Here is a 21334-nt window from a genome sequence, read left to right on the forward strand (position 1 = left end):
AGGTCCAGGATGAAGGCCGCACCCCACGCGCATGAGAGGCATGAGAGAACCGTCCGCTTGGAAGGCGGTGACTATGTCGTCACCGACCTTGGACATACCGCGGCCTCCACGCTGCAAAGCCTGCCCGTCGTTCTGCGCCTGCTGCTTGAAAATGTCGCACGCAACAGCCACGGCACAGAACGCGAACAATCCATGGCGTCGATTATTCGCTGGCTGGACACGGGGACCAGCAAAGAGGAAATACCCTTTCTCCCGAATCGGGTGCTGATGCACGACACCACCAGCACGCCTGCCTTGGTGGACATCGCGGCAATGCGCGATTACCTCGCAAGAGAAGGCGGCGACCCTTCGACACTGAATCCCGTGCTGCCTGTCGATGTATCGGTGGATCACTCCCTGGCCATCGAGGCATTCGGGACACCGGATGCAGCTGCTGTCAATATGCAGCATGAAATGCGGCGCAATCATGAGCGCTACCGCTTCCTGCGCTGGTCGGCGCAAGCACTCGACAATGTGCATATCAATCCGCCGGGCACCGGCATCATGCATACCATCAACCTGGAGCAGTTGGCCACAGTGGTTGCCGCTGAACACGGCGCACCCACGCGGCTCCATCCTGACATGCTGCTTGGCACCGACAGCCATACGCCCATGATCAACGGCATAGGCGTGCTGGGATGGGGTGTGGGCGGGCTGGAAGCGCAAACCGTCATGTTCGGCATGCCAACGATGATACGGATACCCGATGTCATCGGTGTACGCCTCACTGGAACGAAGCGCGCATCAACCCAGGCCACGGATATCGCACTCGTCGTTACCGAAAGACTGCGCGCCCTGGGTGTGTCCGGAGAGTTCGTGGAGTTCCACGGGCCAGGCGTGGCATCACTGAAGGCGGGCGAGCGGGCCGTCATCGCCAACATGGCGCCCGAGTACGGTGCCACGACGGGCTATTTTCCCGTCGATGAGGAAACACTCTTGTATCTGCGTGCCACCGGCCGCGACGAATCGCATATCGGCATGGTGCGCGCGTATTGCCAGCATATGGGATTCTGGTTCGACCCCGACCTGAATCCCATCTACACAAAGTCCATTGAAATCGATCTGTCCCGGATAACCATATCCATCGCCGGCCCACGCCGCCCCCAGGACAGGCACAACTACACGGAATCCGGATCGGTGCTTGATGCGCTGAAGGCACCCTTTTCCGCCGAAATGCCGGCGGCTCTACCCCGCTTCCCCGTCGCGCTCGCCGCGATCACGAGCTGTACGAACACATCCGATCCAAGACTGCTGATCGCAGCGGGACTGCTCTGCCGCAAGGCGCGCGCTCTCGGGCTCAAGGTACCGCCATGGGTCAAGACATCGCTGTCCCCCGGCTCGCCCGCTGCGGGGCGATATCTGGCGCGCGCCGGCCTGCTGCCTGACCTGCATGCGATGGGCTTTGACATTGCGGGTTTCGGATGCGCTACCTGTATCGGCAATGCCGGAGAGCTGACGCCATTAGTGCGCGAGAGTCTGGCGCGCGCACAGACAAGGCCGGTCGCCATGCTTTCCGGAAACCGGAATTTTCCCGGCCGCATACATCCGGAGCTGGATTTGGCATTCATTATGTCTCCGCCTCTGGTGGTCGCCTTCGCCCTGGCAGGCGATGCACACAAAAACCTGGACGAGGAGCCGCTGCAGACCGATGCGGCTGGCAAGCCCGTCTATTTGCGCGATATCTGGCCAGCCGAGGAAGAAATTGACGCCTGCCTGGCCAGCTCCCAAGACGCCGGAGACTATCGCAGCGCCTTTGCCCAAGCATCCAGCAACCCGCTCTGGGACGCGTTGGATGCGCCGGATGGCGATCTTTTTCCCTGGAACGATTCGTCCAACTATCTACAGCCGCCGCCCTTCGCGGCGATGCGCGGCCAAAGCCTGCTGGGCCGCTACACGGCCTATCCGCTCCTCGTCCTGGGCGACGATGTGACGACAGACCATATTTCGCCAGCCAGCGCCGTCCCCCGCGACAGCCATATTGCCGACTATCTTGTACAGCGCGGAGAAAGCAGGTCAGACCTGAATGTCTTCGCTGCACGGCGCGGCAACTGGAAGGTCATGGTACGGGGCGCGTTTTTCAGTCGCTCGCTGCGCAATCTGCTTTGCGATGCATGTCCGGTTGGGCACACTCTGCATATTCCCAGCGGCGAAATGCTGCCATTGCATGAGGTGGCTGCACGCTATGCGGATGAAGGGCACGCCACCGTCATCATTGCCGGCGAACGTTATGGCATGGGCTCGTCGCGCGACTGGGCCGCCAAGGTCGTTCGCCTGCTGGGCGCACGCGCCGTGCTGGCCCAAAGCTTTGAACGCATACACCGGTCCAATCTGATCGGAATGGGCGTCGTGCCGTTGCGCCTGCCGTACAGCCTCTCTTGCGGCCCATTACAAGTGCGGGACTCGGATCGCATTGAACTGGATATCGATCCCGAACAGCTCCAGCCCCGCTGCGTGATCAAGGCGCGCATACACCGTGCCGAGGGCCATATTGATACCGTCGACACCGTGGCGGCGATCGAAACACAGCTGGAAGTGCAGTTTCTGCTGGCAGGCGGCGTCATGCCAACAATACTGCAGCGGGCAATGCGGCGCTGACCAGGCGCATGGCGCACAAGGTCCGCCGCATGCCGTCCTTCGCCGCCTCTATACCGCGGCTTTGCCCACTGTCATGCCGCCGCACACATATAGCACCTGTCCCGTCACGAATCCGCTGCGCGCGTCCAGGAAAAAAGCAGTGGCATGGGCAATATCATCAGGCGAGCCCAGGCGCTTGACGGGAACGCCATCTATGATTGCCTGGGTGCGCGGATCTCCAGCCGGGTTCACGCGGTCGAATAGCTCGGTGCGGATGGGTCCCGGCCCGATTGCATTTGCGGTAATGCCATGCTGGCCCAGTTCCAGCGCCCACACTCTTGCCATCCCAAGTAACGCGGCCTTGGTCGAGGCATATGCCGTGCGCAGCTCCTTGCCCAGCGCGGCGCGCGATGAAATATTGACAATACGGCCAAATCCGGCCGCTTTCATGCCAGGCAGCAATGCCTGCATGCACTGCATGGCGCATCGGACATTCACAGACCATACCCGCTCCAGTTCCTGTATGGTCTGCGCTTCGGCCGTGGCCGGGCATACGACACCCACGTTGTTCACCAAGCGCGTAATGGGCCCGCCCGACAGGGCTTCCTCCAGTGCGCGCGCCGTTTCCTCCGCATCCGACAAGTCAGCGGTAATGTCGCCGCCCACGCGGTCAATGACAACCACTTCATAACCTTCGCTCATACAGCGCCGCACACATGCCGAGCCAATGCCGGCGCCGCCGCCGGTGACAAGCACTCTTTCCTTGCTCATGATACGTATTCCCTGATTGATTTGGATATTGCGTAATACGCCAGACTGTCTGCAACTATACCGCCATAAGCATTCTGGAACCCCTCCTTCGGATATCGTGAATTGTGCGGCCCATATTCCCTGTCTACACTGGCCCGAAACACAATAACCAGACAACGACGTGCCAGAAGAGGAGAAAGTAATGGCTCATCACGCTCGCATCGCCCGCATCGGGCGAGCCCTTGTACTTGCAGGCAGCCTGTTTTCGGCGACGGCCTTCGCCTTTCCCGACCAGCCCATCAGGCTTCTGATTCCATATCCGCCTGGAGGCAGCGCCGATGCATTGGCTCGGCCACTGACGCCCATTCTTGAAAAAGAACTTGGCCAGTCTGTCGTCGTCGACTACAGGCCCGGCGGCGGCGGCGTCATCGCAACGTCGGAGCTGGCACGCGCCAAGCCCGATGGACACACCATTCTGATGGTTCTGGCGGCCCATGCCATCAATCCCTCCCTGCGTTCCTCCTTGCCGTATGACACAGAAAAAGACTTTGCGGGCGTATCACTGCTGGCCACGCTACCTCTCATCGTCGCCGCGCCGAAATCCACGCCGGCGGACGATATTCCCTCGCTGATCAAATACGCAAAAGCCCATCCCGGGGAACTGACGTTTGCCTCGGCTGGCCCTGGCAACACCAGTCATCTGGCGGGCGAGCTGTTCAAGGTCAGCACCGGCACGGATCTGCTGCATGTGCCATACAAGGGCAGCGGACCGGCCGTGATTGCCCTTTTGGGCGGTGAAGTGTCCCTGATGTTCGACAGCATCTCGACCTCGCTGCCGCAGGTTCGGGCCGGCAAGCTCAAAGCCCTGGCGGTTACAGGCAAAGAACGCTCCGGCCTGCTGCCCGACCTGCCCACTGTCGGCGAGACCGTGGACGGGTTCGAGGTAAGCGGCTGGTACGGTATATTGGCCCCGGCGGGCACGCCGCCCGAAGCCATACAGAAGCTGAACAAGGCTTTTGTAGCTGCCGTCAAGAACCCCAAAGCGCGAGCGCAGCTTGAAAACATCGGCTACAGCATCGACGGCAGCACACCGGAGGCATTCGATGCCCATATCAAGCGTGAAATAAAGCGCTGGGCCGATATCATCGAATCTTCGGGAACGCCGAAAATCAATTAACGCATAGCCCAGGCGGTCAAGGCGGCTGGATGCAGCGTTACGGCTTGACCGCCAGCAGCCGAATGAATGCATCGACGCGGGCCAATCCGTCGAAATCTCGCAATTGCTTAAGGCTTTCCTCGATGCGATCGTGTGGCAGGCTGGCCATGGAAACAAGACGCCTGAACTTCGCCTCCACATCGTCCCAGCTAACATCTCGCGGCCCCGAGCCCCGCGGCGCGGTGCAGTAGCTTGAGAACTCACGGCCGTCGTTAAGTACTATCGTTACGCCGCCCCCGTGACGATGCGGAAACCGGTCCGGCAATGGCGAAGGATGAGAATCGAACACCACTTTGTCCTGAACCCGCGCCACAATCGGGTCTGTCATGCTGTCCAGCGTCATGGCATCCCAGCCGAATTGTCCATGGACAATGGAAACGGCCACGAAGTACACCAGGCTGTGCGCCGCATCGACCAGATTTCGCGGGTGAGGTTTGCCCTTGAAACTCGTCCATTGCACAGCGGCGGAAATGACGACGCGATCGATGTCCTCGGGACGCACCTGGCCGGCGCGTGCGGCGTCGGCGGCCGCCTCGGCCGTAGCGTGGAAAGGATGCGCCCCCGGCATGAGTTTGATGGCCATATCGGTGACGATGTCCCAATCTCTGCCCATATCGCGCGTGATGTCGTCCACCGCCTGGGCACCCATTGCGCTCAGAAATCCCCGCGGCGTCTCGAGCACGGCCAGATCCGCCTCGAATCCGTGCTCGGCAGCCATGGCTGCCTGAATGCCGGCCATGACGGCATTGCCTGCATGATACTCGCGCGCGCAACTGCTGTCCGCGGCAACCGCCATGCCGCCGATGGAAGTGGCCGCAAGCGCAATCGCGTGCGCCATGCGCCCGGCATCCAGGCCCAGCAGACGGCCTGACGCCACGGTAGCGGAAAACACCGTGGACACCGAACCATGAAAGCCTCTTTGCATGCGTCCGGGTGTCAGCGACTCGTCTATTCTTCCTGCCACCTCATAGCCCAGCACCATGGCGCCCAGAATATCGCGACCCGGCCGTCCCGTATATTCGCCAAGCGCCACCGCCGCCGTGGAAATAATCGTGCCGATATGCGCGATGCTGCGCAGATCGCTGTCATCCGATGCAGCCGCGTCGCTTGCAACCGCATTGATTCGCGCCGCAGCGGCAAGGGGCAGCTTTTCCTCATGAAACCATACGCTGGCCTGAGAGGCACCGCCCTCTGTCAACACCACGTCCCGGATGATCCGCGCCGATTCAATATCCTGGCCCATGGCGGCGCTGGCAATGGTGCTGGCAAGGCTCATCTTGGCGCGCTCGAGTGCCAGCGGAGGAATGTCGTGCGTGCGGGTGCCGACAGCAAAGTCGGCCAGGACCTGTGCAAGTGTCTTCATGGCGCGATCAGGTCTGCATGCCCCAGCGCCCTATCGTTCTGCGCTCCACGACCCGGAAAATCAGGTTCTCAACCAGCAGGCCGAACAAGATTACCGTAAGCAGGCCGGCAAAGACGTTCGGGATATCCAGCATGTTCTTGTTCTGAAAAATATACCAGCCCAGTCCACCCGAGCCGGAGCTCGATCCGAAGACCAGTTCTGCGGCGATCAGCGTGCGCCACGCAAAAGCCCAGCCTATTTTCATTCCCGTGAGTATGCTCGGAAAGGCGCCAGGTATGAGGATCTTGCAAACATAAGGCAGGCCGGACAGGCCATAATTGCGCCCCACCATGCGCCAAGTCAGACTGACGGAACGGAAGCCGGAGTGCGTATTCAGCGCCACGGCCCACAATACCGCGTGTATCAGTACGAAGATAATGCTGGCATTTCCCAGTCCGAACCAGATCATCGACAACGGCAGCAGTGCGATGGATGGCAATGGGTTGAACATGGACGTAAGGGTTTCCAGCAAGTCGGCGCCCACACGCGTTGCACTCGCAAAGGCGGTGAAAAGCGCCGCGATCAGCAGACCGGCGGCATACCCTTGCAGCAGCAGGGATATCGATGACAGCGTTGCGCGCAGCAGATTGCCCGACAGAATACCGGCAAAGAACGCTTTCACCGTGGCCGCGAATGTCGGGAAGAGCAGCGGATTGCCAGACCAGCGCGCATAGGCTTCCCAGACAATCGCAAGAAAAACCAGCATGACAAGCTTGCGCAGCACACTGTTATCGAGCATGCGTTCCCATAGGCCCAGCGGCTTTTCGACGACGCCGAAGCCGGTATCCTCTATCGTATTGATGATCTCATCCCGATGCGGCGACGCCTGAATTGCGTTAGACATGAGCCATTCTCCCCTGTGCCCCATCCTCATCGAACAGCAGCGCTTCTATGCGCTGCGTCAATCGCACTCCGTCTGTACCGATACTGTCTGTGCCGTCGCTGTTGAGCTCGGCCCTGACTTGCCCCGGATGTGGGCTGAGGAGCAGTATGCGGCTGCCTATCCTTACGGCCTCCGGTATGGAATGCGTAACAAACAACACGGTAAAGCGCGTGTCCTCCCATAGCTGCAGCAGCTCTTCCTGCATTTTTGCGCGAGTCAGCGCGTCCAATGCGGCAAACGGCTCGTCCATCAGCAGAACTTCGGGCTCCATCGCCATGCCGCGCGCTATGGCCACCCGCTGCTTCATGCCGCCGGAAAGCGTATGGGGCAGGCTGTCCGCGAAGCTGGCCAGGTTCACTTTGTCTATGTAGTGCATGGCCCGTTCTTCGGCTGCCTTACGCCCCAACCGGCCGCTCGCCGTCAATGCAAAGACGACGTTCTCCTTGACTGTCTTCCAGGGCAGCAGTTGATCGAATTCCTGAAACACCATGACCCGGTCGGGCCCGGGCTTCGTGATCTCTTCATTGTTGAGCCTGATCTGGCCCTCGACAGTCTCCAGGTAACCGCCCACCGCCTTCAGCAGCGTAGACTTGCCGCAGCCTGATGGCCCCAGAATCACAAAACGATCCGATGGGTATACATCGAAGCTGACACGGTAGGTGGCCGTAACAAGGTGGTCCTTGGTGCGGTAGCGCAGAGTGACCCCCTGCACGGCAAGCAGCGGCGACGTGGCGTTACGCATTGGGAGCAGCCCTCCATATGTGCCGGTTTGAGCAGGCCATATCCGATGCGGATATGACCCAACACCGATGTCAGTTGCCTGACGAAATGGCTGGCCCCGGGAAAAAGAGCTCCTCCAGCGACTTCGGCTGGTTCTTTATCGACTTGATTTCATGCATGAACTTCGCATACTTCATGACATTCTCAGGCTTGGTGGTGTACTTGACCGATGGATCGTCCAGAATGGCGATCATCTCATCCATCGAGCCGCTTCCGCCCATTGATGCAATCAGGATACGGGCGGCCTCCTTCTGGTCCGTCTTGATCATGTTCTGCGCTTCCTGCAGGGCATCAACGAACGCGCCGTATATTTTGGGATTCTTGTCATGGAAGCGGGTCGTGGTGGACACCATCGTGAACGTCGCGGAACCGCCCATGACATCATCCGTATTCTGGATCGTGCGAATACCTTTTGTTTTCATCTCACGTTGCGCCAGCGGCGACGACGCATAATGCGCCGCTATGCTGCCTCCGCCCGATATCAATGCCGCCGCCGCGTCGCCATGCTTCATGCTGACGGTATAGGGATCGAACCGGAAAGCCTGGTCCTTACCGTATTTCTCCACGGCATACATTTGCATGATGATGGATGGAATGGAAGACTTAACCGACGTCACGGCAATCTTGTCTCCCTCCTTCAGATCATCCAGCGACTTCAGGTGCGGAGCGCGCGCATTCAAATACATGGGCATGGAGCTGATGGCGGCAACGCCTTTGACATCTGCCGTACCCTTGGTGCGGTCCCAAAGCAAGAGAAAGGACGGCGGCCCTGCAGAGATGAAGTCCGCCGAGCCCGAGAGCAGCGCGTCTATCATGACCGACGGACCACCGATATTGGCCCAGTTGATGGTGACCTTTTCTCCTGCTTTTTCAGCGTACTTCTCGATGAGCTTATGCTCTTTCATGATATGGAGAGGCAGAAACCCGAACCCTCCCGCGCCCAGCGGTATATTCAGCTCGCTGACTTCCGCACCCGCGCTCAGGGGCATCAGCCCCGCAGCGGCGAGCAACATCATGGCTACAGACTTTTTCATTGTCATCTCCTTTGGTGGCCGTGTTGCTTTCTGGCTTGTTTTACCAGCCCGTCAAGGCCGGTCGGATTCTGTGCTGCCGCCTTGCTGATTCGCAACCGGCATGCTTACTGTGTGCCGGATTGCCTTGCCTTGGCCTTTTCCTCTGCAAGAACCTCCGCCGCCACCTTCATTCCATCCAGCGCGGCTGGCACGCCGCAATAGATGGCGACCTGCAGAAAGATCTCCTTGATCTCATCCTGGGACACGCCGTTGTTCAGCGCACCGCGAACATGCAGACGGATTTCATGCGGCCGGTTAAGCGCCGACAGCATCGAAAGATTCATGATGCTGCGTGTGCGCCTGTCGAGACCTGGCCGTCCCCACAGCGCTCCCCAGCACCACTCCGTGACCAGCTTCTGCATATCCGCAGTGAAATCGTCGGCGGCGTCGAGCGATTTTTGCACGTGCGCTGCGCCCAGCACCTCCTGACGATTCTTCAAGCCTTTGGCAAACAGTTCCGTATTGAATTCTTCTCGCATGTCGTCTCAGCTCCCCTGTGGATGAAGAAGTCACCGTCTCCATTATGAGGCGGCATTCGTTAATCTGTCAATAATATCATCATACAATATTTGATAAATGACGGGCGTAACCATCCTGTCATGAATGCTTCACACCAGCGAAACATACGCTGCCTAACATGCAGGCCAATAAACGCAGGGCACCGCGTTGCAAATTGGAGATACACGCATGCAGACAGTGATTCACGTACAGAGCCTCAACAAGAGCTTCGGGGGCAAGCAGGCGCTGTTCAATCTCGGCCTGACTGTGGATGCGGGCGAGATGGTGGCCCTCATCGGGCCCTCCGGCTCGGGCAAGTCCACGCTGCTGCGCCATCTGTCGGGACTAGCCTGCGGCGATCGCGGTTTGTCGCGAAGCCGAAGACCGGCGACGTCCGATGCCGGGCAGGCGGGTGCCGTTCATATTCTGAATCGGTGCGTACAGTCGTCGGGCCGGCTCGATCCGGATGTGCGCCGCCTGCGCGCCAGCATTGGCTACATATTCCAGCAATTCAATCTCGTTGGCCGCATGAGCGTGCTCAACAATGTATTGATGGGCAGGCTTGGCCGACTGCCTCGCTGGCGGGGCACGCTCGGACTGTTCACCGCTGAAGACCGCGAACTGGCCATGGCATCGCTTGAGCGTGTCGGCCTGGCAGACCGCGCCTGGCAACGCGCATCGACGCTGTCCGGGGGCCAGCAGCAGCGCGTGGCCATTGCCCGGGCGCTGACCCAGCAGGCCGAACTGATTCTCGCGGACGAGCCGATAGCGTCGCTTGATCCCGAATCCGCCCGCAAGGTGATGGATATCCTTCGCGATATCAACGAGACAGACGGCAAGACCGTGGTGGTGACGCTGCATCAGGTCGACTATGCGGCGCGCTACTGCGGGCGTGTCATAGCGCTCAAGTCCGGACGCATTCATTTCGACGGCGCCGTCGATGCGCTGACAGGCCCCTTCCTGAACGAACTATACGGCGGCGACCTGGACGCATCGTTGATGCTCCCGGAAAGCAGAATGCCGCGCGCACCGCGACGCGCCCTTGATCTCGTGGCCGCATGACAGCCCTGGCTGAGGGGCAAAGCGGCCAAGGCGGGAAATTCGACGGCTGGCATATCCAGCCATTCACTACTGGAGTATGTAATGTTCAAAAGAATGCGTATAGCCATGGCTGCATCGGCACTGGTTGGCATCGCGTTGTGCGGTCCGGTCACGGCCGCCGAATCGGGGGAGATGAACTTCGGCATCATCTCGACCGAATCGTCGCAGAATCTCAAGGTGCTGTGGGAGCCCCTGCTGGACGACATGGGCAAGGCGCTGAACATGAAAGTCAATGCCTATTTTGCCCCCGACTATGCCGGCATCATTCAGGCGATGCGTTTCGACAAGGTCGATGTGGCTTGGTACGGCAACAAATCCGCGATGGAAGCGGTGGATCGCGCTGGCGGCGAGATCTTCGCGCAGACGTCGGCGGCAGACGGCTCGCCCGGCTACTGGAGCCTGCTGATCACACAGAAGGACAGCCCGCTCAACTCGGTCGAAGACATGCTGGCAAAGGCCAAGGATTTGACATTCGGCAACGGCGACCCCAACTCCACGTCGGGTTTCCTGGTGCCAGGCTATTACGTGTTTGCGAAAAACCATGTACAGCCCAAGCAGATCTTCAAGCGCACACTCAATTCCAGCCACGAAGTCAACGCCCTTGCCGTGGCCAATGGACTGGTGGACGTGGCCACCAACAATACTGAATCGATGGCGCGCCTTGAGCAAACCCAACCCGACAAGGCGGCAAAGCTCAAAGTGATCTGGAAGTCACCACTCATTCCTGCCGATCCCATCGTCTGGCGCAAGAACCTGCCCGAGGAAACCAAGACGGCCATCCGTGCATTCTTCCTGGATTACGGCAAGAACGATCACGAACGCATGGTTCTGACGAATCTGAGCCTGGGCAAGTTCCGCGCATCCACCAATGATCAGCTCCTGCCTATCCGCCAGCTCGAGCTCTTCAAGAAACGCTCGCTGGTCCAGGCCGACAAGACCCTGGACGATGCACAGAAGCAGGCCAGGCTCAAGGACATCGACGCCAGTCTTGATCAGTTGTCCGTTCGCATGGCAGCACTGGAGAAGCAGATCGCCTCCTCAAGGTAACGTGTCGCGCCGCAGCCCATTCTCGCCGCGGCCGCGGCGGGAACACGTCATTATTCATTACACCGGAATCATTGAATGACAACCCTGACCAACATTGCCGTATCGGCCGCCGCGCCACGGCGCGCCTGGACCGACTGGGCGGGCTGGGCATTGCTGGTGCTGGCGCTGGCCTGGGCCTGGCATGGCGCCGAAATGAATCCAGCCATGTTGTGGCGCGATGCGGGCAATATGCGCGAATTCATCGGCGACTTCTTCCCGCCCGACTTCCACCTGTGGCGGCGCTACCTGTCTGAAATGCTGGTCACGATACAGATAGCCATCTGGGGGACGGCACTAGCCATCGTCTGCTCGATCCCGCTGGGCATATTGTGCTCGGAAAACATCACGGCCTGGTGGATATGCCAGCCTGTGCGCCGTGTCATGGATGCATTTCGCTCCATTAACGAAATGGTGTTTGCCATGCTGTTCGTCGTGGCGGTCGGGCTCGGGCCGTTCGCGGGTGTCATGGCCTTGTTCGTCGGCACCACCGGCGTCTTGGCTAAATTGTTTGCCGAGGCGGTGGAGGCCATAGAGCCCGGCCCCGTCGAAGGCGTGCGCGCAAGCGGTGCGAGCGCCGTGCAGGAAGTCGTGTACGGCGTCATTCCGCAGGTGCTGCCCTTGTGGATCTCCTATTCACTGTACCGGTTCGAGTCCAACGTCCGCTCCGCAACCGTGGTCGGCATGGTGGGCGCCGGCGGCATAGGGGTGACATTGTGGGAAGCCATACGCGGCTTCCAGTTGGGCCAGACCTGCGCCATCCTGATCATCATCATTGCTGCGGTAAGTCTCCTGGACGTGCTTTCTCAGCGCCTGCGCAAACGATTCATTTGATCTTCACTTACGGAAGCCTAGTGCATGAAAGACGACGTACCCGACCAAACCCCACTACCCGCCGCCAGGCAGAACTGGATGCGCGTGCTGGCCCGAGCTGGCAAAGCCCTGCAGCGTCATGAGCCGCTGCTGCGCGGTCAGGCACATCGCTATGTGCGACCCGCCCAGACCGGCATGATCATGGTGCGGGCACGCGCCGGCGGAAACGGCGCGCCCTTCAATCTGGGCGAAATGACTGTGACGCGCTGCGTTGTCCAGCTTGACGACGGCACCACCGGATACAGCTATGTGGCGGGCCGCGTCAAAGCCCATGCCGAATTGGCCGCCCTGGCCGATGCATGCCTTCAGGGCCCTGATGCAAACTATTGGATGCGTACCGTCATCAGGCCATTGCAGGCCCTGCAGAACGACGAGCAGGCGAAACGCGCCCGCGATACAGTCTCGACACGCGTCGACTTCAGCACGCTCGTTCGGGGGGAAGCATGATGCAAAACGCCATGCTGTCCCCGGGTTTTGCCCAACCCGTCGAAGACGCGAACAGAACATTCCGGCAGACCATGGCGGCCTTGTCCGAACCTGGCACCCTGCATGAAATGGCCGACACGCCCACGGTGCAGGGACTCTGCACGGCGGCCTATGCACTCTGCCTTGGCCTGCTCGACGCGGACACTCCCTTGTGGATATCGCCCGCCCTGGACGGTCGCGCTGTTCGCGCCAACCTCGCCTTTCACTGCGGCTGCCCTATTGTCCAGGCGCCGGCGCAAGCGCAATTTGCTCTGGTGACGTCCAACGATCTGGATGTGCTTCGATCCCTGGACACCGGCACAGACAGAGACCCTCATCTTTCATGCTCGGTATTCATGCAGCTGAACAGCCTGGACGGCGGTGTTGAAACCACCTGGCAAGGGCCCGGCATCCAGGGGACGCGCACCGTCGCCCTGCCACTGCCACAAACATTCTGGCGGGTACGAAGCCTCGCAGCCTTTCCGCGCGGTCTTGATTTTTTCTTTATGGCGGGGCGCCAGCTGTCCGCTTTGCCCCGCAGCACACGCGTGCTGCGCCCCATACCGGAGGACCGTTGAATGTACGTTGCCGTGAAAGGTGGTGAGCATGCCATCGACAACGCCCACGCCCTGCTGGCGGCGAGTCGCCGCGGAGAGCCCTCCGTGCCGGCATTGTCGGTGGCGCAGATTCGCCAGCAGATGCCACTGGCGGTAGCGCGCGTCATGAGCGAGGGATCTCTTTTCGACAAAGAGCTGGCCGCGCTGGCAATCAAGCAGGCGGCCGGAGATCTTCCCGAGGCCATTTTCCTGTTGCGCGCCTATCGCACCACATTGCCGCGCTTTCTGGCCAGCATACCGCTGGACACTGCAACAATGCGCATCGGACGTCGAATCTCGGCCACTTTCAAGGACCTGCCAGGTGGCCAGATGCTGGGCCCCACCTTCGATTACACCCATAGACTTCTGGATTTCTCTCTGCTGGACGAGTCCGGGGAGGCGCAGAACGGCGAACTGCCTGCCGCCGTTCCCGCGCGGCCGCTGACTTCCAGCAACGACACCGACACACTGGATACCGTTCCTCGCGTGGCAGACATGCTGGCTGCGGAAGGCCTGCTCGGCACCGAACAGCACTCCCACGCCACGGTACCCGACATCACCCGCGATCCGCTTGATTTCCCCGCCTCGCGGGCGCAGCGCCTGCAAGCGCTGGCGCGAGGCGACGAGGGATTTCTACTTGCCCTGGCCTATTCGACACAACGCGGCTACGGCCGCAATCATCCTTTTGCGGGCGAAATCCGCATCGGCACAGTGGAAGTGTGGGTCGAACCCGAGGAACTGGATTTCGCCGTACCTATCGGAGACATCGAAGTCACCGAATGCGAAATGATCAATCAGTTCGTGGGAAGCCATACTCAGTTGCCGCAATTCACGCGCGGATACGGGCTTGCGTTCGGTCACGCCGAACGCAAGGCCATGGCCATGTCCCTGGTGGACCGCGCATTGCGCGCACAGGAATACCAGGAGGAAGTCACTTCTCCGGCGCAGCAGGAGGAATTCGTGCTCATGCACTGCGACAACGTCGAGGCCGCCGGCTTCGTGGCCCATCTGAAGCTGCCGCACTATGTGGACTTTCAGTCCGAACTCGATCTGATCCGCAAACTTCGCCGCCAGCACCCGATGAATGGCGAGAACCGGCGCGTGAAGGTGAAGACAGCCGAAAGCGGCGCCGAAGGCGACCATAGCTACCTGGAGAAAAGCGCATGACGGCACAATCATTCAATGCCGCCGACAGCGGCTACAACTTCGCCTACCTAGACGAACAAACCAAGCGCAGCCTGCGCAGGGGCCTGCTCAAGGCCATTGCCCTACCCGGGTACCAGGTCCCGTTCGCCGGCCGGGAAATGCCGCTGCCCTATGGATGGGGTACCGGCGGGATGCAAGTAACCGCAGCCGTGCTGGGGCGCGGCGACGTGCTGAAAGTCATCGACCAAGGCGCAGACGACACCACCAATGCTGTGTCCATCCGCCGCTTTTTCGCTCGCACCGCTGGCATCGGCACGACGACGCGCACATGCGACGCCAGCATCATCCAGACCCGCCACCGCATACCGGAAACCCCGCTGCAGGCCGGCCAGATCATGGTCTTCCAGGTGCCTATCCCCGAACCTCTGCGCTTCATAGAGCCCTCTGACGCCGAAACACGCACCATGCATGCGCTCAATGATTATGGCGTCATGCATGTGAAGTTGTATGAAGACATCGCCACCCACGGACACATCGCCACCGCCTATGCCTATCCCGTCATGGTGGACGGGCGCTATGTGATGGATCCCTCGCCCATTCCCAAGTTCGATAATCCCAAGCTAAACATGAACCCCGCCCTGATGCTGTTCGGCGCCGGCAGGGAAAAACGGCTGTACGCATTGCCCCCCTACACACGCGTGAAGAGCCTGGATTTCGAGGATCACCCTTTCGAATTACCTGTATGGGAACAGGCCTGCGCCCTATGTGGAAGCAGGCAGGCCTATCTGGATGAGCTGATCGTGGACGATCAGGGCACGCGGCGCTTTGTGTGCTCGGATACCGACTATTGCGTCCAGCGGCGCGAGCAGATGGAGGAGCCGGCATGAGCGCCCTGCTTTCGGCGAGAAGCCTGACGCGTTTGCACGGCCCTGAAAAAGGCTGCCAGGATGTTTCTTTCGATCTTCATCCCGGTGAAGTGCTCGGCATAGTCGGAGAGTCCGGATCGGGCAAATCGACGCTGCTCAATGTGCTGGCGGGGCGCGCCCTACCGGATTGCGGCAGCGTGGCGTACCGCGATGCGGACGGCCAGATGATTTCCTTGTACGAGGCCAGCGAGGCAGGCCGGCGGACGCTGCTGCGCACACAATGGGGATATGTCGAACAGAATCCCCGCGACGGATTGCGCATGGGCGTGTCCGCGGGCGCAAATATAGGCGAACGCCTCATGGCCCAGGGTGTACGCCATTACGGGCGGTTGCGCCAGGCAGGCAAAGACTGGCTCGCCCAGGTGGAGATTGATCCCGATCGTATCGACGACACGCCGCGCACCTTCTCCGGCGGCATGCAGCAGCGCCTGCAGATTGCGCGCAACCTGGTATCGAAACCGCAGCTGCTGTTCATGGACGAACCGACTGGCGGCCTTGATGTATCGGTACAGGCACACTTGCTGGATCTGCTGCGCGGTATCGTTCGCGATCTTCAACTGGCCGTCGTCATCGTGACGCATGATCTGGCTGTGGCGCGACTGCTCGCGGACAGACTGATGGTCATGCGCCGCTCTCGCGTGGTGGAGGTGGGCCTGACCGACCAGATCCTGGACGATCCGCAGCATGCCTACAGCCAGCTGCTCGTGTCCTCCGTGTTGCAACCTTAAGGACCCTCATGAATTCCATCATGCAAGTGCGCGGCCTGAGCAAAACCTTCCGGCTGCATCAGCAACGGGGCATCGTGCTGGATGTACTGCGCGCACTCGACTTCGACCTCATGCCTGGAGAATGCATGCTGCTGCAGGGCAGATCGGGTTCAGGCAAGTCCACCCTACTTCGAACCCTGTACGGCAATTACCTGCCCGCTGGCGGCAGCATCCGTGTGCGCCACCTTGGTGCCATGGTTGAAATGGTTGGCGCCGAACCGCGACAGATCATGGCGCTGCGACGTAGCACACTGGGCTATGTCAGCCAGTTTCTGAGAGTAATTCCCCGCGTCAGCTGCTTGAACGTGGTCATGGAGCCCGCCCTTGCGCGTGGCATGCCGCGCGACCTGGCCGAGGAGCGCGCGGCGGCGCTCCTGGCCCGCCTTCACATACCGGAGCGGCTGTGGCAGCTCGCCCCATCCACCTTTTCTGGCGGCGAACAGCAGCGCATCAATATCGCCCGCAGTTTCATCGTGCATTGGCCTGCCATGCTGCTGGACGAGCCCACCGCGTCGCTGGACGCCAAGAATCGGGAAGTCGTCCTGGCATTGATCAACAGCGCCAAGGCGGCAGGTTCCGCGCTTATCGCCATTTCTCATGACGATGCCACACACAGGGCCGTGGCCGACCGCTGCCTGGACATCGCTCCCGAGGAGCCCGCCCATGCCTGAACACATATTCACCAACGCATGGCTCGTAACGGCCACGGATGTGCTGCGGGGAACAATAGCCGTGCGCGACGGACTCATTCATGATGTCAGCGAAAGCGCATCCAGCCTGCCTCACGCGCAGGACATGAACGGCGACTACCTCATGCCGGGGTTTGTGGAACTGCATACAGACAATCTGGAAAAATTCATGAACCCGCGTCCTGGGGTTGACTGGCCGTCCGAGTCAGCCATTCTTGCCCACGACGCCCAGGTCGTGGCAGCGGGGATAACGACTGTTTTCGACGCCTTGTCCATCGGCGACATCAACCCGGGCGGCAGCAGGCTTCGCCAGCTGCCCCTCATGCTCAAGGCCATCAGGCAGGCAGCCAGCGATGGCCATACGCGGGCCGAGCATCGTCTACATCTGCGCTGCGAACTCAGCCAGGAGAAGACGCTGGACGTGTTCCGGGATCTGGTGGGCTCCCCGCTCGTTCAACTGGTTTCCGTCATGGATCACTCGCCCGGGCAGCGGCAGTTCGTGAAGATGGAGAAATACCGCGAGTACTACCAGGGCAAATACCATCTGTCCGATACACAGATGGAAACCTTCATAGGGCAGCAACTGGAGAATTCGCGCCGTTACAGCGACATCTACCGCCGCGCCATCGTCGACGAATGCCGACGGCGCACGCTGTCTATTGCAAGCCACGACGATGCCACCGTGGCGCATGCACGCGAGTCAGCGGAATTCGGCATGAGCATCGCGGAATTCCCCACCACCATGGAGGCGGCGTCCGCCAGCCACGCGTTCGGCCTCAAAGTCCTCATGGGCGCCCCCAACATCGTGCGCGGCGGATCTCACTCCGGCAATGTGTCCGCCCGCATGCTCGCGGAACAGGATGTACTCGATATTCTTTCCAGCGACTATTATCCGTCCAGCCTCTTGCAGGCAGTGGGTATGCTTGCCCATGGCGAGATCGGCTACGATCTTCCGCGCGCAGTCGCCTGCGTCAGCCTGGCACCCGCACGCGCCGCTGGCCTGGCAGACCGGGGCGAGATACGTCCCGGTCTGCGCGCCGATCTGATACGCGCCCGCCCGCATGAAGAACGTTTCGTGGTTGGCCAGGTGTGGCGCGGCGGCGAGCGGGTTTTCTGATGCCTGGCCGCCTGATCTACATCATGGGCCCGTCGGGGGCTGGGAAAGATGCCGTGCTGCGCGGCGTCGCCCAGCGCATGGGCGCGCAGGCCTTCATCGCATCCAGGGTGATAACGCGGCCGCCATCCTCGACAGAGGATGGCGCCATGCCGGTTTCCTCAACCGAGTTTGAGATCATGGAAGCGGCTGGCCTCTTCGCCCTTTCCTGGCGAGCCAATGAACTCGCCTATGGCATTCTGCGCCATATCGACATCATGCTGGCGCGTGGACGGGACGTGTTTGTGAACGGATCGCGCGCCTACCTGCCTCATGCCGCATTACGTTATCCCCGCCTCGTGCCTGTGCTGCTGACTGTAGAGCCCGCCCTGCTGCGCGACCGGCTGCTCAGCCGCGGGCGTGAAACCCGCGTGCAGATCGAGGCGCGCCTCGCACGCAACAATCGTTTCGAGAAATTATCCGGCACAGCCGGGACCAGGCTATTGCATATCGACAACTCAGGCGCGCTGGAAAACGCAATCCACGCACTGCATGCAGGCCTCCTGGCCGCACAGGGCGAGGCGAAGTGCGGCTGACCTTGCTCGGCACTGGGAATGCCGCACAGGTCCCTGTATACAACTGCGGCTGTCCCGCGTGCGCCCTTGCGCGCGTGAACAAGCACTTGCGGCGCGGGCCTTGCTGCGCCTTGCTGGAGTGCGGCGCCTCGCGCTGGCTGATCGATGCCGGCCTTACGGATCTTGCCGAACGATTCCCGCCCGGCGCGCTGGACGGCATTCTGCTTACGCACTATCACGCAGATCACGCACAAGGCCTGCTGCATCTGCGCTGGGGAACCGGCTTGCGCATACCTGTACTGGCACCCGCCGATCCGGAAGGCCTGGCTGATTTGCACAAGCACCCCGGTATTCTGGATTTTTCCACGACACTAGACGCACTGCAGCCGGTACAACTGGGCGATTTGCGCGTGACGCCGCTGCCCCTGCGCCATTCCAGGCCCACTTTCGGCTATCTGCTGGAGTACGGCGCACGGCGCATGGCCTACCTGACCGATACCGTCGGCCTGTCGCCGGATACCCAGGCGGCACTTCACGGCACGACCATCAATGTGCTTGTCCTCGATTGCACCCACCCGCCGGCGGAAGAACAGCCGCGCAATCACAACGATCTGACCCGGGCCCTCGACATCGTGCGAACGCTGCGTCCCCGCAGGACTGTTCTTACCCATATAGGTCATGCCTTCGATGCCTGGCTCATGCGCCATCATGCATCCGGCGCAGCCATACCCGCGCTGCCTCCCGGCGTCACCGTCGGCCTGGACGGCGATTCCATTGCGCTGCATCCCGACACGGCCTGCTGAACGCGCCACGGCGCACTTATGCTAGATTAGCCAGAGATACCGAAACGGAAACGCGGCGGGACTCAATATGGACGAGCACATTGCGGCCGCAGCCCGCGCGCTTGCCTGCGGCGACCCGTTGGGCGCACTGAATTATGTCGCCCTGCGCGGCGATACGCCTGCCTTGGCACTGCGGGGCATCGCGATGGCCCAGCTCGGCGAATTCGCCACCTCGAGAAGATTGCTGCGCCGCGCCGCTCACGGCTTTGCGCGGCACGATCCGGTTGCGCACGCACGATGTATCGTCGCCGAGGCCGAAGTTGCGCTTGCCGCGCGCGACCTCGTATGGCCGGCGCAATCGCTTCCCGGCGCCCAGGCCACGCTGCTGGCATACAACGATCACAGAAACGCGGCGCATGCCCGATTGCTTCAGGCCCGGCATCTGCTCATCACAAACCGGCTGAGCGAAGCCGAGGAAGTGCTGCGCAAGCCGCTTTCCCCTACGGTACAGTCCGCTCTGCACGCCACGCGCGAACTACTCGTCGCCTGCATTGCAATGCGCAGACTGCGCACCCGGACAGCACATGACGCATTGCGCCGCGCGTCGGCCCTCGCCCGCGAGGCGGGCATACCGGCCCTGGAAGCGGAGGTCATGCACGCAATCGAGGCGCTGAACGCGCCCGCTGCGCGCGTGGTGGTCCGCGACGACGAGCAGCTTATATCCCTGGCCGGCGTGGAAGCCTTGCATGCATCGGACCGGCTGATCATCGATGCCTGCCGTCACAGCGTATACGTGAACGGCAACCGCGTGCCGCTGGCAAGCCGGCCCATACTGTTCAAGCTCGCCTTCGCTTTGGGGCGGGCATGGCCCTGCGACACCACTCGGGCGCAGCTCATTGGCGAGATCTTCAGAATTCGCCATATCGACGAGTCGCACAAGGCAAGGCTGCGGGTGGAAATGGGCCGCCTTCGCAAGGCGCTTCGCGGCCTGGCGGACATAACCGCCACCACCCGCGGTTTCATGCTCCAGCCTTCCGCTGGCCGCGCTGTCACCTTGCTGGCACGCCCCATCGAGGAAACGCATGCGCCATTGCTCGCCCTGCTTGCCGATGGAGACCTGTGGTCAAGCTCCGCCATGGCGCTTGCGCTGCACATGCCGCAACGAAATGTGCAGCGCGCACTCAGGCTGCTTGCGCAGGCGGGTAGGGTGCAATGGGTTGGCCAGGGGCGGGCCCGCCGCTGGATGATGCCATCCCTGCCCGGAATCACGACAATCTTGTTACTCCCCGCTCCGCTGCCGTTCAACTAGCATGAAGGCGTGATAGTCAAATCTCAAAGGACGAAATCATGACGAACGCAAACCTGGCAACGAAAGTCGCAAGCGCCGATATCGTGCGCGAGTACGGCCCCTTTCCCGGTGTCGATGCTGTGCATGGCGTCAGCCACGATGGCCGGCTGGCATGGATTGCCACCGGCGATGCCTTGAAGGGACTCGATCTGGACAGCGGACTTATCGTACGCTCTCTCGACATGACCGCCAACGCGGGCACGGCATTCGACGGACGGTTCCTGTTCCAGCTGGCTGATGGACGGATCCAAAAGATAGACCCCGAGTCGGGCGCGGTGCTTGCCACCATCTCCGCCCCCGAGGGCGGCCATAACTCCGGACTTGCCTGGGCCGAGGGCAGTCTGTGGATCGCACAATACGAGCAGAAACGCATTCACCGCATTGATCCCGACACTGGCGCGGTGCAGCGCACGCTGAATTGCTCGCGATATGTAACAGGCGTCACTTGGGCAAACGGCGCGTTATGGCACGGCACTTGGGAAGACGACAGCAGCGACCTGAGGCGGATCGATCCACGATCCGGCGCAGTGCTGGAGACAATCGCCATGCCATCGGGGACAGGCGTATCGGGTCTTGAGTTCGACGGCGAAAAGCGCTTCATCTGCGGCGGCGGGAAAAGCGGCAAGATCAGGACCGTGCGCGCCGGCGCGTGAAGGCTGCGCCGGCACTCACGAA

22 protein-coding genes are annotated in these 21334 nt (G+C 61.2%); 16 read left to right on the top strand and 6 right to left on the bottom strand.

The features are described from left to right. Window positions 1-9: 9 nt before the first annotated feature. Complete coding sequence (gene acnA, locus ERD78_RS11365; RefSeq protein WP_129969409.1) at window positions 10-2634, top strand: aconitate hydratase AcnA; 2625 nt, start codon at window positions 10-12, stop codon at window positions 2632-2634. A 48-nt stretch (window positions 2635-2682) separates the two neighbouring features. On the opposite strand, the gene ERD78_RS11370 is transcribed toward acnA, so the two are convergent. After that, complete coding sequence (locus tag ERD78_RS11370) at window positions 2683-3384, bottom strand: SDR family oxidoreductase (RefSeq protein WP_129969410.1); 702 nt, start codon at window positions 3382-3384, stop codon at window positions 2683-2685. Between the two features lie 181 nt (window positions 3385-3565). Here ERD78_RS11370 and ERD78_RS11375 point away from each other — a divergent pair, with 181 nt between their 5' ends. Further along, on the top strand, window positions 3566-4540 hold the full coding sequence (locus ERD78_RS11375; RefSeq protein WP_129969411.1) for a Bug family tripartite tricarboxylate transporter substrate binding protein: 975 nt from the start codon (window positions 3566-3568) through the stop codon (window positions 4538-4540). Between the two features lie 37 nt (window positions 4541-4577). Here the strand turns inward: ERD78_RS11375 and ERD78_RS11380 are convergent, their stop codons facing one another. The 5 genes from ERD78_RS11380 to ERD78_RS11400 all read right to left on the bottom strand — a co-directional run bounded on the left by ERD78_RS11380 (window position 4578) and on the right by ERD78_RS11400 (window position 9196). Further along, a complete protein-coding gene (locus ERD78_RS11380) occupies window positions 4578-5942 on the bottom strand; it encodes an MmgE/PrpD family protein (RefSeq protein ID WP_129969412.1) in 1365 nt (454 codons plus the stop codon). 7 nt (window positions 5943-5949) lie between these two features. Then, window positions 5950-6825, bottom strand: a complete 876-nt coding sequence (locus ERD78_RS11385; protein ID WP_129969413.1) for an ABC transporter permease — start codon at window positions 6823-6825, stop codon at window positions 5950-5952. After that, entirely contained in the window at window positions 6818-7606 is a 789-nt protein-coding gene (locus ERD78_RS11390; protein WP_129969414.1) for an ABC transporter ATP-binding protein, read from the bottom strand. The genes ERD78_RS11385 and ERD78_RS11390 overlap by 8 nt, the downstream gene beginning before the upstream one ends. Before the next feature lie 70 nt (window positions 7607-7676). Next, window positions 7677-8678, bottom strand: a complete 1002-nt coding sequence (locus tag ERD78_RS11395) for an ABC transporter substrate-binding protein (RefSeq protein ID WP_167668915.1) — start codon at window positions 8676-8678, stop codon at window positions 7677-7679. A 104-nt stretch (window positions 8679-8782) separates the two neighbouring features. Beyond that, complete coding sequence (locus tag ERD78_RS11400; protein WP_129969416.1) at window positions 8783-9196, bottom strand: carboxymuconolactone decarboxylase family protein; 414 nt, start codon at window positions 9194-9196, stop codon at window positions 8783-8785. Window positions 9197-9404: 208 nt separating this feature from the next. On the opposite strand from ERD78_RS11400, the gene phnC reads away from it, so the two are divergent. The 14 genes from phnC (at window position 9405) to ERD78_RS11470 (ending at window position 21312) form a co-directional block, all read left to right on the top strand. Beyond that, the gene (gene phnC / locus ERD78_RS11405) at window positions 9405-10277 is read left to right on the top strand and encodes a phosphonate ABC transporter ATP-binding protein (RefSeq protein ID WP_129969417.1); all 873 of its coding nucleotides are present in this window, start codon (window positions 9405-9407) and stop codon (window positions 10275-10277) included. A gap of 81 nt (window positions 10278-10358) precedes the next feature. Then, complete coding sequence (gene phnD, locus ERD78_RS11410) at window positions 10359-11363, top strand: phosphonate ABC transporter substrate-binding protein (protein ID WP_129969418.1); 1005 nt, start codon at window positions 10359-10361, stop codon at window positions 11361-11363. Window positions 11364-11438: 75 nt separating this feature from the next. Next, window positions 11439-12233 carry a phosphonate ABC transporter, permease protein PhnE gene (gene phnE / locus ERD78_RS11415; RefSeq protein WP_129969419.1) on the top strand — a complete coding sequence of 265 codons (795 nt, stop codon included), beginning with the start codon at window positions 11439-11441 and terminating at the stop codon, window positions 12231-12233. A 24-nt stretch (window positions 12234-12257) separates the two neighbouring features. Further along, window positions 12258-12719, top strand: a complete 462-nt coding sequence (gene phnG / locus ERD78_RS11420) for a phosphonate C-P lyase system protein PhnG (protein WP_129969420.1) — start codon at window positions 12258-12260, stop codon at window positions 12717-12719. Continuing rightward, complete coding sequence (gene phnH / locus ERD78_RS11425) at window positions 12716-13315, top strand: phosphonate C-P lyase system protein PhnH (RefSeq protein WP_245152443.1); 600 nt, start codon at window positions 12716-12718, stop codon at window positions 13313-13315. The genes phnG and phnH overlap by 4 nt, the downstream gene beginning before the upstream one ends. Further along, window positions 13316-14500: a carbon-phosphorus lyase complex subunit gene (locus ERD78_RS11430; RefSeq protein ID WP_129969421.1), complete on the top strand. Its 1185-nt coding sequence runs from the start codon at window positions 13316-13318 to the stop codon at window positions 14498-14500. It begins immediately after the preceding gene. Further along, entirely contained in the window at window positions 14497-15366 is an 870-nt protein-coding gene (locus ERD78_RS11435) for an alpha-D-ribose 1-methylphosphonate 5-phosphate C-P-lyase PhnJ (protein ID WP_129969422.1), read from the top strand. The genes ERD78_RS11430 and ERD78_RS11435 overlap by 4 nt, the downstream gene beginning before the upstream one ends. Next, entirely contained in the window at window positions 15363-16133 is a 771-nt protein-coding gene (phnK, locus tag ERD78_RS11440; protein ID WP_129969423.1) for a phosphonate C-P lyase system protein PhnK, read from the top strand. Before ERD78_RS11435 ends, phnK begins: the two co-directional genes overlap by 4 nt. Window positions 16134-16141: 8 nt before the next feature. Further along, a complete protein-coding gene (gene phnL, locus ERD78_RS11445) occupies window positions 16142-16843 on the top strand; it encodes a phosphonate C-P lyase system protein PhnL (protein ID WP_129969424.1) in 702 nt (233 codons plus the stop codon). After that, window positions 16836-17978, top strand: a complete 1143-nt coding sequence (locus ERD78_RS11450) for an alpha-D-ribose 1-methylphosphonate 5-triphosphate diphosphatase (protein ID WP_129969425.1) — start codon at window positions 16836-16838, stop codon at window positions 17976-17978. Before phnL ends, ERD78_RS11450 begins: the two co-directional genes overlap by 8 nt. A 23-nt stretch (window positions 17979-18001) precedes the next feature. Further along, window positions 18002-18550 (top strand): phosphonate metabolism protein/1,5-bisphosphokinase (PRPP-forming) PhnN, encoded by a 549-nt coding sequence (gene phnN, locus ERD78_RS11455; protein ID WP_245152464.1) that lies wholly within the window; start codon window positions 18002-18004, stop codon window positions 18548-18550. After that, a complete protein-coding gene (gene phnP / locus ERD78_RS11460; protein ID WP_129969427.1) occupies window positions 18541-19332 on the top strand; it encodes a phosphonate metabolism protein PhnP in 792 nt (263 codons plus the stop codon). The genes phnN and phnP overlap by 10 nt, the downstream gene beginning before the upstream one ends. A 67-nt stretch (window positions 19333-19399) precedes the next feature. Then, the gene (locus tag ERD78_RS11465) at window positions 19400-20620 is read left to right on the top strand and encodes a helix-turn-helix domain-containing protein (protein WP_129969428.1); all 1221 of its coding nucleotides are present in this window, start codon (window positions 19400-19402) and stop codon (window positions 20618-20620) included. Between the two features lie 38 nt (window positions 20621-20658). Next, window positions 20659-21312, top strand: a complete 654-nt coding sequence (locus ERD78_RS11470) for a Vgb family protein (protein WP_129969429.1) — start codon at window positions 20659-20661, stop codon at window positions 21310-21312. Window positions 21313-21334 lie beyond the last annotated feature (22 nt).

The organism is Allopusillimonas soli (assembly GCF_004153445.1).
Classification (GTDB): Bacteria; Pseudomonadota; Gammaproteobacteria; order Burkholderiales; family Burkholderiaceae_B; genus Allopusillimonas; species Allopusillimonas soli.

Excerpts from the sequence above, each read along its gene's own strand:
- acnA (WP_129969409.1), top strand. The coding sequence starts at position 10 with ATGAAGGCCGCACCCCACGCGCATGAGAGGCATGAGAGAACCGTCCGC.
- ERD78_RS11370 (WP_129969410.1), bottom strand. The coding sequence starts at position 3,384 with ATGAGCAAGGAAAGAGTGCTTGTCACCGGCGGCGGCGCCGGCATTGGC.
- ERD78_RS11375 (WP_129969411.1), top strand. The coding sequence starts at position 3,566 with ATGGCTCATCACGCTCGCATCGCCCGCATCGGGCGAGCCCTTGTACTT.
- ERD78_RS11380 (WP_129969412.1), bottom strand. The coding sequence starts at position 5,942 with ATGAAGACACTTGCACAGGTCCTGGCCGACTTTGCTGTCGGCACCCGC.
- ERD78_RS11385 (WP_129969413.1), bottom strand. The coding sequence starts at position 6,825 with ATGTCTAACGCAATTCAGGCGTCGCCGCATCGGGATGAGATCATCAAT.
- ERD78_RS11390 (WP_129969414.1), bottom strand. The coding sequence starts at position 7,606 with ATGCGTAACGCCACGTCGCCGCTGCTTGCCGTGCAGGGGGTCACTCTG.
- ERD78_RS11395 (WP_167668915.1), bottom strand. The coding sequence starts at position 8,678 with ATGAAAAAGTCTGTAGCCATGATGTTGCTCGCCGCTGCGGGGCTGATG.
- ERD78_RS11400 (WP_129969416.1), bottom strand. The coding sequence starts at position 9,196 with ATGCGAGAAGAATTCAATACGGAACTGTTTGCCAAAGGCTTGAAGAAT.
- phnC (WP_129969417.1), top strand. The coding sequence starts at position 9,405 with ATGCAGACAGTGATTCACGTACAGAGCCTCAACAAGAGCTTCGGGGGC.
- phnD (WP_129969418.1), top strand. The coding sequence starts at position 10,359 with ATGTTCAAAAGAATGCGTATAGCCATGGCTGCATCGGCACTGGTTGGC.
- phnE (WP_129969419.1), top strand. The coding sequence starts at position 11,439 with ATGACAACCCTGACCAACATTGCCGTATCGGCCGCCGCGCCACGGCGC.
- phnG (WP_129969420.1), top strand. The coding sequence starts at position 12,258 with ATGAAAGACGACGTACCCGACCAAACCCCACTACCCGCCGCCAGGCAG.
- phnH (WP_245152443.1), top strand. The coding sequence starts at position 12,716 with ATGATGCAAAACGCCATGCTGTCCCCGGGTTTTGCCCAACCCGTCGAA.
- ERD78_RS11430 (WP_129969421.1), top strand. The coding sequence starts at position 13,316 with ATGTACGTTGCCGTGAAAGGTGGTGAGCATGCCATCGACAACGCCCAC.
- ERD78_RS11435 (WP_129969422.1), top strand. The coding sequence starts at position 14,497 with ATGACGGCACAATCATTCAATGCCGCCGACAGCGGCTACAACTTCGCC.
- phnK (WP_129969423.1), top strand. The coding sequence starts at position 15,363 with ATGAGCGCCCTGCTTTCGGCGAGAAGCCTGACGCGTTTGCACGGCCCT.
- phnL (WP_129969424.1), top strand. The coding sequence starts at position 16,142 with ATGAATTCCATCATGCAAGTGCGCGGCCTGAGCAAAACCTTCCGGCTG.
- ERD78_RS11450 (WP_129969425.1), top strand. The coding sequence starts at position 16,836 with ATGCCTGAACACATATTCACCAACGCATGGCTCGTAACGGCCACGGAT.
- phnN (WP_245152464.1), top strand. The coding sequence starts at position 18,002 with ATGGGCCCGTCGGGGGCTGGGAAAGATGCCGTGCTGCGCGGCGTCGCC.
- ERD78_RS11465 (WP_129969428.1), top strand. The coding sequence starts at position 19,400 with ATGGACGAGCACATTGCGGCCGCAGCCCGCGCGCTTGCCTGCGGCGAC.
- ERD78_RS11470 (WP_129969429.1), top strand. The coding sequence starts at position 20,659 with ATGACGAACGCAAACCTGGCAACGAAAGTCGCAAGCGCCGATATCGTG.